The organism is Enterococcus songbeiensis (assembly GCF_005405265.1).
GTDB classification, from domain to species: Bacteria; Bacillota; Bacilli; order Lactobacillales; family Enterococcaceae; genus Enterococcus_C; species Enterococcus_C songbeiensis.
In genome coordinates, this window is the sequence record NZ_BJDS01000009.1 from 20,547 (window position 1) to 35,936 (window position 15,390).

The window sequence follows — 15,390 nt, forward strand, 5'->3', positions numbered from 1 at the left end:
TCTAATCTAATTTGTCGTTTTCATAATGATGGCTGCGTTCCAACTGAGGGAACCCTTGCTGCCGTAATGCTTCATAAATGACCAACGCCGCGGTATTAGACAAATTCAATGAACGAACATGTTGATCGTTCATGGGAATCCGCAAACATTTTTCTGGATTTTCCCGCATAAATTCTTCTGGTAATCCGGTTGTTTCTTTCCCAAACAAAAAAAAGTGTTCTTGTTGATCAGCAAAATCAACCTCACTATAAACGTGATTGGCAAATTTAGTAATCAAATGTAACGGACGATCTCCGAGAAATGCCAGAAATGCCGGTAAACTTTCATGATAGGTGATGGCAACATCCTGCCAATAATCTAAGCCGGCTCTTTTTAAATGCTTATCATCTGTAGAAAAGCCCAACGGTTCGATCAAATGCAGCGGCGTATTGGTTGCTGCGCAAGTTCTGGCAATATTTCCCGTATTTGCGGGAATTTGCGGTTCAAATAAAACAATATGGTTCATGTCACTGACTCCCTTTCTAGCAAAAACATCTAGTTCTTACTATACCACTAATCCCTATTCTTGGGCACAAAAAAAACGTATCGGCTCGGTGTAATCACTGCGAGTCGCTACGTTAGTGAAGCTCTTTTCACTAACTTTTATCAGAACAGGAACCTGATAAAAACCAATGAAAAAATGACTTGACGTAAATATATCATTCAAATGGAAATTATGCAACACTTAGATCATAAAAAATTCAAAAAATTTTCATGAATTTGTTCCAATTAACAGATCCACATCAATTGTAATTTTATTTAATGGATTTCTTAGCAACTGCTCCTTGACTTCCGGAGAAACGCCCCATTCCAATGGCGACATTTCCAAAATATCCGCTTGTCTTGCTTCTGGAATCTCAAAGGTATATGTTATTTGTTTTTGTTGGCTCTCAGGAAAAATTTGTTGAAATTTCGCAACAACCTTTTCATTGGAGTAATTTTGTTTCCTCACATCATCAGGATAAAAAGCTTGGCGCAGTTCCCGCAAATAATTTGCTCTGGGAACAATTTTGATCAGTCGCCCATCTGCCTTCATGATTCGTTGAAATTCCTGATAATTTGAGGGAGAAAAAATATTCAACACGGTTGAAAAGCTCTGGTCCGCAAAAGGTAAATTCGTCAGATCTGCAACACACCAAAAAGCCGAATTTGGTTGTTCCGTTGCTAAATAAATCCCCTCTTTGACGATATCAAAACCAATCGCTGTTCGCGGCTGGAGAGCCAGCAGTGCATTTAAAAAGCTTCCTTCCCCGCAACCGACATCCAACAGGGTTTCTCCTTGTAATTGGTGTTGGATTTCTTCCAACATCGGCTGATACATTCCGCTTTTGATCATTCGCTGCCGTGCTTGAAACATGGGTGCATCGTAATCCGATTTGATTTGATGGGTCAGGAAAAAGAGGGTTCCCTTTTTTGACACATCAAAACGATGCTGATTCTCGCACATCATTCCCGTTTGATTTGGTTGGACTGCCGTTTGGCATAAAGGACAGCGAAACAGGGCACTGTGGTTTTGGATAAATTGTTTTCCTCGGTCGATTTTCTTTAACATCTTTGCCACCTCAGCTCTACTTTAGCACAGCTCTATGGTAAAATGCTACTGAATACGAAGGAGGTTTTTGCTCAATGTTAAAAGAATTTTGTGGGGAAAATTATACCCTAATCCCGGCAGCAATCGCCGCTGGTGCCCACCGCATCGAATTGTGTGATAATCTGGCAGTCGGCGGTACAACTCCCAGCACAGGTGTGATTGAAGAGGTTTTAAGCTATTCAGGAGAAAAACAGGTCACTGTTATGACGATGATTCGACCTCGTGGAGGAGATTTTATTTACAACGATACTGAATTAAAAATCATGCACACGGATTTGATTGAAGCAAAAAAATTAGGAACTGACGGCGTAGTTTTCGGCTGTTTGACGCCTAGTGGCTGGTTAGATGAAGAAGCGTTGGAAATGCTAATTGAAAATGCGGAAGGCTTACAGATTACTTTCCATATGGCCTTTGATGAAATTCCAACAGAGCGGCAATTTGAAGCCATTGATTGGTTGGCAGATCATGGCGTGGATCGTATTTTGACGCACGGAGGAAAAGCCGGTACTCCGATTGAAGAAAACTTTTCCCGCTTGCAGGAATTGATTGCTTATGCTGGCGATCGACTGATTATTTTACCCGGAGCAGGAATCACCCATCAAAATCTCCAACAAGTCATAGAAGCTTTAGGTGTCCAAGAAGCTCATGGCACAAAAATTGTTCCAATAGAAATTTGACACACATGCAAAAACAGCCCTTGATCGGAAATCTTCCAATCAAGGGCTGTTTGCTGTTAAATAGCCTGCAATAAATCATATTGGGATTGATACAAGTGGTAATACAAGCCTTTTTCTTCCATCAACTCGTCATGAGTTCCTGCCTCGGCAATTCTTCCACCAGCGACATAGAAAATCCGGTCAGAATTTTTAATCGTTGATAAGCGATGGGCAATGATAAAGGAGGTTCGACCTTTCAGCAGTTCTGCCAAGCCTGCCTGCAGTAGTTCTTCTGTTTTCGTGTCGATACTGGATGTCGCTTCATCCAAAATCAAGATTTTAGGATCTGCCAACAATGCTCGAGCAAAAGAAATCAATTGCCGCTGACCGGCAGAAAGAGTACTTCCTCGTTCTTCTACAACGGTTTGGTAGCCATCTTTTAATTCCTTGATAAATTCGTGTGCCCGCACGATTTTTGCCGCCGCGATGACTTCTTCTTCTGTCGCATCCAGTTTTCCGTATTGAATGTTCTCCAAAATCGTTCCGGAAAAGATAAAGGTATCCTGCAACATGACCCCCATCTGACTGCGCAACGACTGCAAGGTCACCTCCCGAACATCGTAGCCGTCGATTTTGACGCTGCCTTCATTGATGTCATAAAAACGGCTAAGCAGATTAATAATCGTTGTTTTGCCTGCACCCGTTGGCCCCACCAAAGCAATGCTTTGTCCTTCAGCAATGTGAAAAGAAACGTCCGATAAAATATTTTTACCTTCTTCATAGCGGAAGGTTACATGCTCAAAATCTACCACTCCATGAATTGGCGGCAATTGTTTGGCAGTGGGTGCATCTTGAATATCCGGTACTTCATCCATCGTTTCAAAGATTCGTTCCAAATAAGCGGTTGCAGTAATCAAAGAATTATAGAAATTCCCAATATTAATGACTGGATTCCAAAAGTTATTGATATAACTGATAAATGCAATCAACGTTCCCGTGCTGACATCGACACCTATATTGCGGATACCAACAAAATAAATCAAACACATAGTCAAAACTGAAATATTTTGAACGCCCGGCCACATCAGGAATTGAATTTTGACTGCCTTCATCCACGAACTGCGATAATCATTACTGACTTCTTGAAAAATCGCCATATTTTCTTTTTCCCGCGCGAAGGACTGCGTGATTTTGATTCCGGCAATACTTTCATGGATATACGCATTCATGTTGGACTGCTTGTTGCTCAATATTTGATAGGCTTTACGCTGCCGATTTTTGATGAACATCACCATCAAGAATAAAAACGGCAACAGTACCAGACTATACAGCGTCAGCTTTGCATCGATAGCAAACATGAAAATCAATGTGATGATGACATTAAAGACATCCGAAATCAAGTTGATCAGTCCGTTACTCAACAAATCGCTTAATGTGTTGATATAATTGACCACCCGAATCAAAATTTTTCCATGAGGACGATTATCAAAGTAAGCAAACGGCAACCGTTGCAAGTGTTCAAAAATATCAAAGCGCATATCCTTCAACACATCTTGACCAATCTCCGTGATTTTAAAAATCCGATACCGCATACAAATCCCGATAATCACCAACGTCACAAGAAAGGCAACGCCAAGCATAAGCAACTCGGTAACCCGTTTTTGCGGAATCGTTGTGTCGATGGCAATTTTTGTAAACAAAGGTGCCAGCATTCCGGCAACATTCGCTAATAAAATCGTTACTAAAACTTTGGTAATACTGCGTTTGTAAGGGGTAATATAATGAGCCAGCCGTTTAAAATCCTGCCAACTGAATTCCTGTTCTAATTCCTCATCGACATCAAACTTATTGCGCGCCATGGGGATCACCGCTTTCTAATCCAAGTTGTTTTTGGTACACTTCGTAATATTTTCCTTTTTTATTGACCAGCTCATGGTGGGTTCCCTGCTCCACGACACGGCCTTTTTCCATCATTAAGATCAAATCGGCCTCTCGGACGGAAGAAATTCGATGAGCAATGATAAAGGTGGTTTTTTCACCGGTGATTTTGGTCAATTCCTGCTGAATCTTGGATTCTGTTTCCATATCCACCGCAGAAGTTGTATCATCCAAAATCAAAATTGCTGGATCTTTTGCCAACGCCCGTGCCAAAGAAATCCGCTGCTTTTGTCCCCCAGACAAACCGACACCCCGCTCACCGACGATCGTTTCATATCCTTGAGGCATACGGGAAATAAAAGCATCCGCATCAGCGATTACCGCCATTTGCTGTACGAATTGGCTATCAGCAAACGGGTTCCCAAAGGCAATGTTATCTGCAATCGTATTGGAAAAAAGAAACACGTCTTGCATCACCATCGAAATATTTTCCCGTAATTGGCGTACCGGATAACTTTTGGCATCCTTGCCGTCAATCAAAACGGTGCCTTCTGTGGGATCATAAAATCGGCCGACTAAATTTACTAGCGTGGTTTTTCCTGAACCCGTCTCTCCTAAAATACCAATTGTTTGTCCTGGTGCGATTTTAAAGCTAACATCGTCCAGCACCTTGTGAGATGGATCATCCGAAAAATGAAAGGAAACATCTTTAAATTCTACGATTCCCTTAATCGGTTTTGTCAAATCTTCCGAACGAACATCAATTTTTGCTTGAGTTTTCAACATTTGCCGTATTTTGATACAGGCTGCTGAAAAACGCTGAACATCATTAATCAACCAGCCGCTCATCCGCATGGGGTTGTTCAGCATCCATAGATAGCCGTTGAACGCCACCAATTCCCCTAGCGTCATTTTCCCCTGAATAACGAACCAGCCACCTAAAATCAAGGCAATGGCTCCCAGACTCCCCGCCATTCCATCCAACCAAGGCAGATAGGTTTGAGAAACTTTAGCGGAGGCTAAGTTTCTTTGCTTGAAATCATCATTAAAGTGATTAAATTTCTCAATTTCAAAATTTTCCCGAGCAAAAGCTTTAACTACTCGATTGCCACCGATATTTTCTTCCACCATCGAATTTAACCGCGAAAAACTTTCACGAATCTCAAAAAACAACGGTTGGGCTTTTTTTGCCATCCGGTTGGTCAAAATAAAGATGACCGGGGTGATTGCCACCAAAGCCAGCATGAGCTGCCAATTGATGAAGCCCATCACAATAATCGCTGAAACAAACCATACAACACATTCCAAAATATTATAGACAACCCATGAAACAAAATGCCGAATCGCATCCGTATCCCCAGTCATCCGTGCCATGATATCCCCAACACGAGTATGGTTGAAAAAATCAAAATCCAATTCCTGTAGTTTTTTGTACATGTCTTCTCTTAATTCAAAAAGTGTATTTTGTCCGATCCGTTCGCAAATCAACTGGTAGGAATAGCGGACAATCGTTCGAATCACTGTTGTACCAATCATTAACGCTAATAATGGCAATAATAAATTTGTTTTCTTCTGGGTGATGACATCATCAATCACCATGCCGCCTAAATAAGGATTGACGACGATCAGTAACGCGTTGATCAATAAAAAAATACTGGCTAAAATAATTTTGCGGCGATACTTTTTGGCGTACTGCCAGATCCATTGTGCATTATTCATTTTTTCCCTCCTCGTATGATAAGATTACTCATTTATTTTTATTATGAAATGGTTTTTCTTCTTCATTTTGATGTAAAATGTTCTTAGTAAGAATTATCAATCGGAGAAAACAATGGATTATTTTAATGCACGCACCTTCAACCCTGAACTTTTATATATTTTCGACCCTTGGAACGAACCAGGGGCAGCTTCTAAGATGCATCACCATGATTTTTTAGAAATCAGTTTGGTTTTGGAAGGGGAGGCCCATTATCAATTTGAGAAAATGAATCCCCTTACCTTGCATGCCGGCAATATTCTGCTCTTTAATCCCGGCTATCGTCATGCCGAACGCCAAACAGAGGGAACTTGTTCCCATCAGTTGCACATCGGTATCCGCAATATTTCCTTAGAGGGGTTATCCCGCAATCATTTCCCCAACCAGCGTCCCTTATTGGATCTAGGAAAATACCAGCATCAAGTCATGGAAAAAGCGTGGCTCCTGACGCGGGAAATTGCTGAAAAGCAAAATGAATTTCAAGTCATGCAAAAAGCGCTGGTCATGGAGATGCTGGTGCTGATTTTGCGAGGACTGGAAGAAAAACATAATAATTTGACCCCGTATCTTTCAAAAAAAGAAAAACGCCAACAGCAAATCGTCAATTACACGATTTACTTTTTGGAAAATCATTATGAAGAAGAGATTACTTTAGAAAAGCTCGCCCAAGACCAGTACATCAGCGCGACTTATTTATCAAAAATATTTAAAGAAGCCACCGGCATGAGTCCCATCAATTATTTGATTACAATCCGCCTGAGTCGGGCAAAGGAATTGCTGAAAAATGATAAGCTGTCCATCAAAGAAGTCGCAACCACCGTTGGTTATCAAGACGCCTTTCATTTCAGCAAATCCTTCAAGAAACAATTTGGTACTGCTCCATCCAATGTGGTGCAAGAAAAAAACGAGGAAATCCCCAACTGAAAGGTTGGATTTCCTCGTTTTATTTTTTTAAAATTAACTGCCAATAAAATAACTCATAAATAGACTGGCAATATTAAAATAAATCAATACGCTGGTCAAATCGCTGAGGGTCGTAATAAACGGTCCGCTGGCAACCGCCGGATCAAAACCCAGCCGGTCCATCAGCATGGGAATCAAACTACCTGCCAAATTGGCAACGGTGATGGCAAACATCATGGCGATTCCGATTACAAATCCCAAAATAAAATTTTGCCGCCAGATGCCCACAATAATGAAAATCGTCAAACCAGTGATGGCCCCGGTGACTAAGCCGGTTAAAATTTCGCTGACTACCGTCCGAAAAAAGGAACTGTCCTTTTCATCGTTAATCGCTAAGCGGCGAACCGCCACAGCCAGTGATTGTGTGCCGGCATTTCCGGCAGTACCGGTGATTAAGGAAATAAAGACTGCTAAAATACTCGCTTCACTGACCAAGTCTTCATAGCGACTGATCAGAGTCGCAGTCGCCATTCCTAAAAAGAGCAGCGTAATCAGCCAAGGGAGCCGACGGGCGGCTGCCTTAACTGGATTTTCACTGACTTCTTCAACGTTGACCCCCGCCAAACCAGAGTAGTCACTGGCGGCTTCATCATCGATAACGTCGATAATATCATCAACTGTCACGATCCCTAACAAATGGTCGTCGTAATCGGTGACCGGTAACGCAAGAAAGTCATAATCCCGAAACGTTTGTGCAACATCTTCTTGGTCATCGCCCACAGATACCGAAATAACCCGTTCACTCATAATGTCCGAAATCATTGTGTCATCTTCATTGATAATCAAATCTCTCAACGAAATAACGCCCACCAGCTGATTGTCTTGATCGACAACATAGATATAGTAAATCGTTTCAGCAACATCTGCCTCGTTTTTCAACACGTACATGGCAGAACGCACGGTTTGATTGGCAACGATAGAAACAAATTCCGTTGTCATGATTGATCCGGCAGTATCATCTTCATAGTGAAGCAGTTCTTTAATTTCACTGGCATCTTCGGAAGTCATCAAACTCAAGTACTTGGCGACTTGTTTTTTATCCAGCGTATTCAGCAAATCCACGGCGTTATCTGTATACATTTCAGATAACATGTCTGCGGCATAACGAGGACGCATTTCCGATAAATAATCCTTCATGTTTTCGTCATCTTCTTCAATGACGTCAAACATGTCCGCTAATTCTTTAGGTGATAAATAAGCATAGACTAAATGACGTTGCGTTTCATCGAGAGACTGGTAGAATTGTCCCTGCTCATAGATATGCATCTCCAAAAAATTATCACGAAATCCTTGAATTTCATTTGCTTGAAGCGCTTGTCGCAATTCTTCAAAACGTTCTTCCAGTTCTTCTGTTTCGTCCAATCTCTCTCACCACACTTAGTCGTTTAATTTCGTTGCCAACTGCTGCATATCCTGCGGCAGTTCCTGATAAAATTCTAGTAATTCATTTGTGAAGGGATGATAAAAATGCAGCTCATAACAGTGCAATGCTTGCCGCATAATCCCAAGATCCAATCGCCTCTCGTACAATTCATCTCCCAATAATGGACAACCGATTGCTGCAAAATGGACACGAATTTGATGGGTCCGCCCTGTATGAAGCTGGATGTCCACCAACGCCATGGATTCATTCCTTTTTTCAAGCCAATATTCTGTTTTGGCGTACCGCCCGGTTTCGTCAACCTTTCGTTTTAAAAGAGAGGTATAATCCCGTGCAATCGGCAAAATGATTTCATCGTGGGCTTTTAAGGTCGACAGCTCGCCACTGACAAGCGCCTGGTATTTCTTAAAAAACTTTTTTTCTCTTAATTGATTATCTAATTTTGCATGGGCAAAGCCATGTTTTGCAAATACCATTAAACCAGATGTATCGCGATCCAAACGAGTAACGACATGGATCACCTGATCTGGATAGTTCTGTTTTTGATAATAGGCTTTGACACGATTTGCCATCGTTTGATTGGGATGATATTGCGCTGGAATCGAAGAGATTCCGGCTGGTTTATTGACAATCAATAAGTGTTCATCCTCAAAAACAATGTCAATCGGTGTCGGGTCTACCAACATGGTTTCATGTTCCCCTTCGTCAGGAATCACAATAGTTACCGTATCATTTGCCGTCAAAGAATACAAGACATTTTCTATTTGATCGTTGACGAAAATCTGTCCGCCACGAAATTTTATTTTTGCCAATAATCCTTTTGAAATTCCCTGTTCCTTCAAAAAAAATTTTACTTTTTGCGGTTGATCTTTTTGGAATGTATAGGTAAATTTCATTCGTCTTCTCCGATAAAGGCATCCTTGACCCGATGCCAGAAGTGCATATGGCGATAAGATACAAACTGAATTCGTTCATCTGCAATGCGGTAATAGATTCTATCAATCTCATCTTGTTGGATGTCCAACGAATCTACTGTAATCAAATAATCATTACTGTCTTGCAGCTTAATTTCCAGCCATTCTGAATCTGCGATCACAATCGGTGAACCCAATGTTCGGAAAACACGATTGTTTAACGAAGCAATCTCCGCCAGTTGAATTGCATTAATGCTGGGATGCAATACCGCACCGCCAACGCTTTTATTGTAGGCAGTAGAGCCAGTGGGGGTCGACACCGACAAACCATCTCCCCGGAAGCGCTCAAATAACTCATCTTTGATGTAAACATCAGCGACCATCGTTCGACTGCCCCGTTTGATTGTGGATTCATTCAATGCCAAGAAATGTTTATCCGGTTTTCCATTCGAGTAGCGAATCACAACATCCAATAGCGGATAACTGACACTCTGTCCCCGATTGCTTTTCAAACTATCCACTAATTCTTCTAACTCATAATCCCGCCAATCAGTATAAAAACCCAGATGTCCGGTATGGATGCCCAAAAAGCTAACCTCTTTCAAGCGGTGGTTGTAGCGATGAAAAGCCGACAGCAACGTTCCGTCGCCCCCAACAGAAAGAACCAACTCCGGTTCATGTTCATCAAGCGTGATGTCTGCTTTTTTTAATAAGTCGATCAGTCGTTGGACAACTTCAATCGTTTGTTTTTGCTGATTATACACCACCGCTACTCGCAACCTGCTCATTCCTCCTCCTGATCGATGGACGCACGATAATACACATCATCGGATTTTCCTCGCCCATGGGAAAATAATCGCTGGGCTTCTTGAATTTCTTCTCGAATACTGGACATTTCTTCATCCAATTGATAGGCAGCTTCTGCCGCACGTTTCAACCGTTCACTCATCTCTTCTGGAAAAGCACCTTGGTATTTATAATTTAACGAATGTTCAATCGTCGCCCAAAAATTCATTGCCAAAGTCCGAATTTGAATCTCCGCCAAAATTTTCTTCTCTCCGCTGATCAATTGGACTGGATACTCAATCACCAAATGGTACGAACGATAGCCACTGGCTTTTTTATTGGTGATGTAATCCCGTTCGATGATGACTTTCATGTCTTTACGATTTCGCAAAATTTGGACAACTTGATGAATATCTTCAACAAATTGACACATAATTCGCAAGCCGGCGATGTCGGACATTTCTTCTTCCAGACGTTCCATCGGGATATGCCGAATCTGACTTTTTGTGATGATGCTGTCTACCGGTTTCACACGACCGGTTACAAATTCAATTGGTACATGTCGATTCTGTTCGCGAAATTGTTTACGGATTCCCCGCAATTTCACTTTTAATTCTGAAACTGTTTGTTCATAAGGAGCTAAAAAGCCTTCCCAATCTCGTTCCATATTGATCCCTCGATTTTCTTATAGCATTCAATCTACATTTTACCATAAAGGAAGCAAAATCTTTAGTACCCAATCGCTGACAGAAAATGATTCTATTTTTTCGGTAGATAATGAAAAAACACCGTTTATTAAAAAAGCGCAAATTTTTGTCAAAAATACCTCTTTTCATTGACGTTTCCTGCCATTTTATGACAAAATATAAAAATACGGAAAAGAGTGAAAAGAATGAAATCAGTTGAAATCGAATTCAAAACAATGATTACTGAAAAAGATTTTCTCCGACTACAAACGTATTTTCAATTTCAAACGTCTGATTTTCATCTACAGGAAAATCATTATTACGACACCGAAGATGCCCGCTTACGGAAAATGCATTGGGGTTTACGGATTCGTCTGCTAGCGGATCACGCTGAACTGACATTGAAAACACCTCTTACAGAAGGATTATTGGAAACTACAGATCGTTTGTCTCTTGATGAAGCACACAACTATGTAAAAAAACAACAGCTTCCGACAACTGGCACAGTCGCAGATTACTTGATTGCTCATGGGCTTTCACCAGAAGATTTACGGGAAACGGCCTGCTTAAAAACCAGTAGAGCGGAAGGTAGGATCCTTGAAGATCTTTTGGCGTTGGATGAAAGCTGGTATGGAGAACACCATGATTTTGAATTAGAGTTGGAAGTGGTGGATGCCCAAAATGGGGCAGAAGCATTTCAACAATTATTGAAAAAATTGGAGATTCCCTACATTCCGGCACAAAACAAAATTTTACGGGCACTGTCTGCCAACTAACAAGCGCTTTATTTTTCTTTTTTTATTTTTTCTGTTAAGTTAACCATAAGAATATTACTGTGTAGGATCTAAATTTGGGGGAGATTCAGTTGATCGAGATTTATCTATTTGTCAATCCGTTGGGGCCAGTTTGTCTACAGTCAGAATTAGATATGCTGAAATACATAGAAAAAAGCAAGAAAAAGATCCAATTTCGTGTCTTGCCACTCGTTAACATGACAACGATTAGTGATATCATGACACGACGAGGAATTGAAAAACATGATATCCTTGCTCGAAACACTTTATTTGAAGATACATACGCTGCGGCATTGGATTGCAAAACGATTCAGCTGCAAGGCAGAAAACGTGCCAGAGATTTTCTGATGAAGCTGCAACATGCAGTCGGCTGCCTTAAAAGAAACTATTCTTCTGAATTAGTGGAAGAATTGGTTTTAGAAAGTGGCGGCGATTTGCCGATGTTCCAAGAAGACCGGTCAACCCAACTTGTACGTGACCTGTTCCAAGCCGATCAAATGATTGCTCATGAAATGGGAATCGTCAAACATCCTTCCTGTGTCGTCTACAACTATGCTTGTGAAAGAGATTATGGGGTTTTGTTGGAAGGCGCAGAAGCGTTAAAAGATCTGCCAAAACTTTGTCAGACTACAGATGAAAATTATCAAATTTTTCATATTGAAGGCTACTTAACTCGTGAAAATGAGCGGCGAATCGCTCACTTAAAACTCGTTTAAAAAGGATAAGACAACTGATCATAACGACCAGCTGCCTTATCCTTTTTCTATTATTCGAGTTCAGCTACTACTTTTTCAAGTTCATTTAAGCGTTGTTCAAAGACTTTCATCGCATCTTCGATATATGCGGCTTGAGTCATATCTACCCCTGCTTTTTTCATTACTTCGATTGGGTAATCGCTGTTGCCAGATTTCAGATAGGTCAAATAGTTTTCCAATGCGTGAGGCTCTTGATCTAGAATCTTTTTCGCCAAAGCAGAAGCTGCAGAAAAACCAGTTGAATATTGGTATACATAATAATTGTAATAAAAGTGAGGTATTCGAGACCATTCTAGTTTGATTTCCGGATCTTTTTCTACACTTGGACCGTAATATTTTGCGTTCAATTCACCATAATAATCACTTAAATATTCGCTGGTCAATGGCACCCCTTTAGCATCTTCTGTATGAATAAAATGCTCAAATTCCGCAAATTGTGTTTGACGGAAAATCGTTCCCTTGAATCCGTCTAAATAGTGATTCAATACATACGCTTTAACCCGAGGATCTGTTTCGGTTTTTAATAAATATTCGGTTAAAATATTTTCGTTAGTGGTTGAAGCAATCTCTGCCAAGAAAATGGAATAATCCCCATAAACGTAAGGTTGATTTTTTCTAGTAAAGTAGCTATGGACACTATGACCCATTTCATGAACCAGCGTAAATAATTGGTCCAAGGTATCATGCCAATTCAATAAGATATAAGGCGCTGTATCGTAAGCACCGGAAGAATAAGCGCCGCTGCGTTTGCCTTTATTTTCGACTACATCGATCCAACGGCTGGCAAAGGCTTCTTCTACCACCTTCAAATATTCTTCTCCCATTGGTTGCAAAGCTTCGAGTGCTTTTTTCTTTGCATCGTCAAAATTATAAGAAATTGGTGCTTCCCCTAGAACTGGTGTGTACATATCATACATATGCAATTCGTCGACCTTCAATAATCGTTTTCGCAAAGCAACATAGCGATGCAACAATGGCAAATGTTTATTCACCACATTTACTAATGTATCATACACACTTTCTGGGATATGGTTAGCCGCTAAAGATGCCGCCCGAGCAGAATCATAGTTGCGGACTTTTGCTTTAAAATTGTGTCCCTTAACGTGGGCGCTCAAGGTAGAAGCAAACGTATTGCGGAATTGTTCATAGACACTATACAATCCTTTGAAAGCTGCTGCACGAACTTCACGATCTGTATTTTCCATTAATTGACCGTAAACTCCATGAGAAAGTTGGATTTTTTCGCCTTTTTCATCAGTGATCGTTGGAAACACTAAATCGGCGTTGTTCAAAATAGCAAACGTATTGCTGGACGCACCAAAGACTTCACTTGCCCCTGCCAACAATGATTCTTGTTCTGCTGGCAAAACATGAGGACGGTTGTCAACGATTTGCTTCACATAATGACGATAGTCACTTAATTTTGGTTCTTCTTCAAAGTAATGCCAAATTTTTTCATCACTTAATTTTAAAACTTCTGGTTCAAACCAGGAAATCGCTTCGCTGGCTTGTGCTAATAAACTGCTGGCACGAGCATAAATTGCTTGATAGGTGGTATTAGCTGTATCTTGGTCATTTTTCAGATGTGAATACACATATAAGGTTTCCAAATTTCGGGAAACTTCAAGAACATATTCCAAAGCCGCTAGGAAAGCCGCTGCACCATCAGCTAAAGTTCCTTGATATTTTTCTGAACGCTTCAATTCTTCTGTCAAAGAAGTAAAAGCTGAATCGAAGGCCGCATCATCAGCAAAAATTTTGGTTAAATCCCATGTAACTTCTTCTGATAACGCGTCTCTTGTTGGCAATTGTTTTGTTTCTGACATCTTATCCACTCCTTGTTCTTTTTAATGTATTAAATTTTCTTAATAGAAAATTTAGTCTGATTTTCACGCCGTATATCATTCCACTAGTCATCTTGGCAAAAGAGGAACTGATATCCCTGTTCTTTTTAATGTATTAAATTTTCTTAACAGAAAATTTAGTCACGTTCTCTCGCCCTATCCTCATTCCACTAGTCATCTTGATAAAAGAGGAACTGATATCCTTGTTCTTTTTAATGCATTAAATTTTCTTAATAGAAAATTTAGTCACGTTCTCTCGCCCTATCCTCATTCCACTAGTCATCTTGATAAAAGAGGAACTAAACTCCTTGTGCAACTGATTCTATCTTATCATATTATTTTCAAAAAAATGTGTAAAAAGTCTGAATTTTCTCTTTTATCTTTGCGTAAGCACTTGGCATTCAAGGTAGCACTTTTGTAAAACGATTTCCTGAGAAATCATAGGAAAGGACCAGTCCCAGTTAAGTTGTTGAATTTTTTCTTTCCATTCCTCAAAAGGCAAGCCTGCTTCAAAAAAAATCCGTAACAGCAGCATACGATCTGCAAAAAAGAAATACCCCAAGCTCGGCTGATAACACCAATCGGGCAGTGTATTTAAGGATTGATGTCGAAAATAAAGTTGTTCTTGCAGTAACAAAGTAGGTTTATGGCAACGTTGCAATTTGCGGGTAAGATGGTCTCGATAGTGACGGGCTTGCCATGCAGTAGGAGCTACCCTTTGTTGGCGACTCATTTGCCACTTCTTTTTCAGGTTCCAGCTTTTGATGTCAAATGAAATTCCTTGTTGATAATGCCATGAGGAAAGCGAAACCTTTTGAAGGCGTTGGGTTGCAACATCCAGACACCAAAAATGAATACCTGATTGAGAAAGTCTGCAACAAGCTTTTTGAAATTGGCTCAACTGAGTCGTGGGAAAAAAACGGCTCCCCAAAATCCACCATGGATGATACCCATGGCGCTGATAATTTTCTGTCCGTTCCAAAAATCGAACAAAGGGCAAAGAAGAGCACTGAAACTCAATCGCACGCTTTTCCCACAAGACATCCGGACGCTGTTTTAAATTTGGCAGATAAGCTTCGAGTTTTGCCTGCTTCATGGGGAAAGTTTCCATAATCATGCGTTTTCCCTCTACATGTTCCCAAGTTTCTCCTTCACTAAATGATTGGCAATCCGCTTTAACATGAGCAAAGTGGGGAATTTTTCGACTACCTTGTTTAAAGCGAACCGGTTTTCCACAACTTGGGCAAACCAAACGATCTTGAATTTTTTTCTGATAATCAAAGCTTGCGATCAATTCTTCTTGATTTCGCGCAACTAACATAAAAATCACCTCAAGAAAAAATACGC

The 15,390-nt window shown here is 40.6% G+C and carries 14 protein-coding genes; 4 read left to right on the forward strand and 10 right to left on the reverse strand.

Going from position 1 to position 15,390, the window contains the following annotated elements; all coding sequences use genetic code 11:
- Nucleotide 1: 1 nt before the first annotated feature.
- Both trmL and FFM66_RS06045 read right to left on the reverse strand, forming a co-directional pair.
- Complete coding sequence (trmL, locus tag FFM66_RS06040) at nt 2-505, reverse strand: tRNA (uridine(34)/cytosine(34)/5-carboxymethylaminomethyluridine(34)-2'-O)-methyltransferase TrmL (RefSeq protein ID WP_048603966.1); 504 nt, start codon at nt 503-505, stop codon at nt 2-4.
- A gap of 246 nt (nt 506-751) precedes the next feature.
- Nucleotides 752-1,591 carry a methyltransferase domain-containing protein gene (locus FFM66_RS06045; protein WP_137605314.1) on the reverse strand — a complete coding sequence of 280 codons (840 nt, stop codon included), beginning with the start codon at nt 1,589-1,591 and terminating at the stop codon, nt 752-754.
- Nucleotides 1,592-1,665: 74 nt separating this feature from the next.
- On the opposite strand from FFM66_RS06045, the gene FFM66_RS06050 reads away from it, so the two are divergent.
- Nucleotides 1,666-2,307, forward strand: coding sequence for a copper homeostasis protein CutC (locus tag FFM66_RS06050; protein WP_137605315.1), 642 nt, complete (start codon nt 1,666-1,668; stop codon nt 2,305-2,307).
- 56 nt (nt 2,308-2,363) lie between these two features.
- Here the strand turns inward: FFM66_RS06050 and FFM66_RS06055 are convergent, their stop codons facing one another.
- Both FFM66_RS06055 and FFM66_RS06060 read right to left on the reverse strand, forming a co-directional pair.
- A complete protein-coding gene (locus tag FFM66_RS06055; RefSeq protein ID WP_137605316.1) occupies nt 2,364-4,145 on the reverse strand; it encodes an ABC transporter ATP-binding protein in 1,782 nt (593 codons plus the stop codon).
- Entirely contained in the window at nt 4,132-5,883 is a 1,752-nt protein-coding gene (locus FFM66_RS06060; protein ID WP_137605317.1) for an ABC transporter ATP-binding protein, read from the reverse strand. The genes FFM66_RS06055 and FFM66_RS06060 overlap by 14 nt, the downstream gene beginning before the upstream one ends.
- A 112-nt stretch (nt 5,884-5,995) precedes the next feature.
- On the opposite strand from FFM66_RS06060, the gene FFM66_RS06065 reads away from it, so the two are divergent.
- Nucleotides 5,996-6,844 carry an AraC family transcriptional regulator gene (locus tag FFM66_RS06065; protein WP_137605318.1) on the forward strand — a complete coding sequence of 283 codons (849 nt, stop codon included), beginning with the start codon at nt 5,996-5,998 and terminating at the stop codon, nt 6,842-6,844.
- Between the two features lie 33 nt (nt 6,845-6,877).
- On the opposite strand, the gene mgtE is transcribed toward FFM66_RS06065, so the two are convergent.
- Genes mgtE through yjbM form a run of 4 tightly spaced genes read right to left on the reverse strand, consistent with a single transcriptional unit; the run spans nt 6,878 to nt 10,631 of the window.
- Nucleotides 6,878-8,245: a magnesium transporter gene (gene mgtE, locus FFM66_RS06070; RefSeq protein ID WP_048603960.1), complete on the reverse strand. Its 1,368-nt coding sequence runs from the start codon at nt 8,243-8,245 to the stop codon at nt 6,878-6,880.
- Nucleotides 8,246-8,260: 15 nt separating this feature from the next.
- Complete coding sequence (locus tag FFM66_RS06075; protein WP_137605319.1) at nt 8,261-9,160, reverse strand: RluA family pseudouridine synthase; 900 nt, start codon at nt 9,158-9,160, stop codon at nt 8,261-8,263.
- Nucleotides 9,157-9,957 (reverse strand): NAD kinase, encoded by an 801-nt coding sequence (locus FFM66_RS06080; protein WP_137605388.1) that lies wholly within the window; start codon nt 9,955-9,957, stop codon nt 9,157-9,159. The genes FFM66_RS06075 and FFM66_RS06080 overlap by 4 nt, the downstream gene beginning before the upstream one ends.
- 5 nt (nt 9,958-9,962) lie before the next feature.
- On the reverse strand, nt 9,963-10,631 hold the full coding sequence (gene yjbM, locus FFM66_RS06085; protein ID WP_048603957.1) for a GTP diphosphokinase: 669 nt from the start codon (nt 10,629-10,631) through the stop codon (nt 9,963-9,965).
- Nucleotides 10,632-10,856: 225 nt separating this feature from the next.
- On the opposite strand from yjbM, the gene FFM66_RS06090 reads away from it, so the two are divergent.
- Nucleotides 10,857-11,426 carry a CYTH domain-containing protein gene (locus FFM66_RS06090; RefSeq protein WP_137605320.1) on the forward strand — a complete coding sequence of 190 codons (570 nt, stop codon included), beginning with the start codon at nt 10,857-10,859 and terminating at the stop codon, nt 11,424-11,426.
- An 89-nt stretch (nt 11,427-11,515) separates the two neighbouring features.
- The gene (locus FFM66_RS06095) at nt 11,516-12,160 is read left to right on the forward strand and encodes a DsbA family protein (protein WP_137605321.1); all 645 of its coding nucleotides are present in this window, start codon (nt 11,516-11,518) and stop codon (nt 12,158-12,160) included.
- 50 nt (nt 12,161-12,210) lie between these two features.
- On the opposite strand, the gene pepF is transcribed toward FFM66_RS06095, so the two are convergent.
- Both pepF and FFM66_RS06105 read right to left on the reverse strand, forming a co-directional pair.
- Entirely contained in the window at nt 12,211-14,025 is a 1,815-nt protein-coding gene (gene pepF, locus FFM66_RS06100; protein WP_137605322.1) for an oligoendopeptidase F, read from the reverse strand.
- Nucleotides 14,026-14,419: 394 nt separating this feature from the next.
- Nucleotides 14,420-15,364 (reverse strand): competence protein CoiA, encoded by a 945-nt coding sequence (locus FFM66_RS06105; RefSeq protein WP_137605323.1) that lies wholly within the window; start codon nt 15,362-15,364, stop codon nt 14,420-14,422.
- Nucleotides 15,365-15,390: the final 26 nt, after the last annotated feature.

Excerpts from the sequence above, each read along its gene's own strand:
- trmL (WP_048603966.1), bottom strand. The coding sequence starts at position 505 with ATGAACCATATTGTTTTATTTGAACCGCAAATTCCCGCAAATACGGGA.
- FFM66_RS06045 (WP_137605314.1), bottom strand. The coding sequence starts at position 1,591 with ATGTTAAAGAAAATCGACCGAGGAAAACAATTTATCCAAAACCACAGT.
- FFM66_RS06050 (WP_137605315.1), top strand. The coding sequence starts at position 1,666 with ATGTTAAAAGAATTTTGTGGGGAAAATTATACCCTAATCCCGGCAGCA.
- FFM66_RS06055 (WP_137605316.1), bottom strand. The coding sequence starts at position 4,145 with ATGGCGCGCAATAAGTTTGATGTCGATGAGGAATTAGAACAGGAATTC.
- FFM66_RS06060 (WP_137605317.1), bottom strand. The coding sequence starts at position 5,883 with ATGAATAATGCACAATGGATCTGGCAGTACGCCAAAAAGTATCGCCGC.
- FFM66_RS06065 (WP_137605318.1), top strand. The coding sequence starts at position 5,996 with ATGGATTATTTTAATGCACGCACCTTCAACCCTGAACTTTTATATATT.
- FFM66_RS06075 (WP_137605319.1), bottom strand. The coding sequence starts at position 9,160 with ATGAAATTTACCTATACATTCCAAAAAGATCAACCGCAAAAAGTAAAA.
- yjbM (WP_048603957.1), bottom strand. The coding sequence starts at position 10,631 with ATGGAACGAGATTGGGAAGGCTTTTTAGCTCCTTATGAACAAACAGTT.
- FFM66_RS06090 (WP_137605320.1), top strand. The coding sequence starts at position 10,857 with ATGAAATCAGTTGAAATCGAATTCAAAACAATGATTACTGAAAAAGAT.
- pepF (WP_137605322.1), bottom strand. The coding sequence starts at position 14,025 with ATGTCAGAAACAAAACAATTGCCAACAAGAGACGCGTTATCAGAAGAA.
- FFM66_RS06105 (WP_137605323.1), bottom strand. The coding sequence starts at position 15,364 with ATGTTAGTTGCGCGAAATCAAGAAGAATTGATCGCAAGCTTTGATTAT.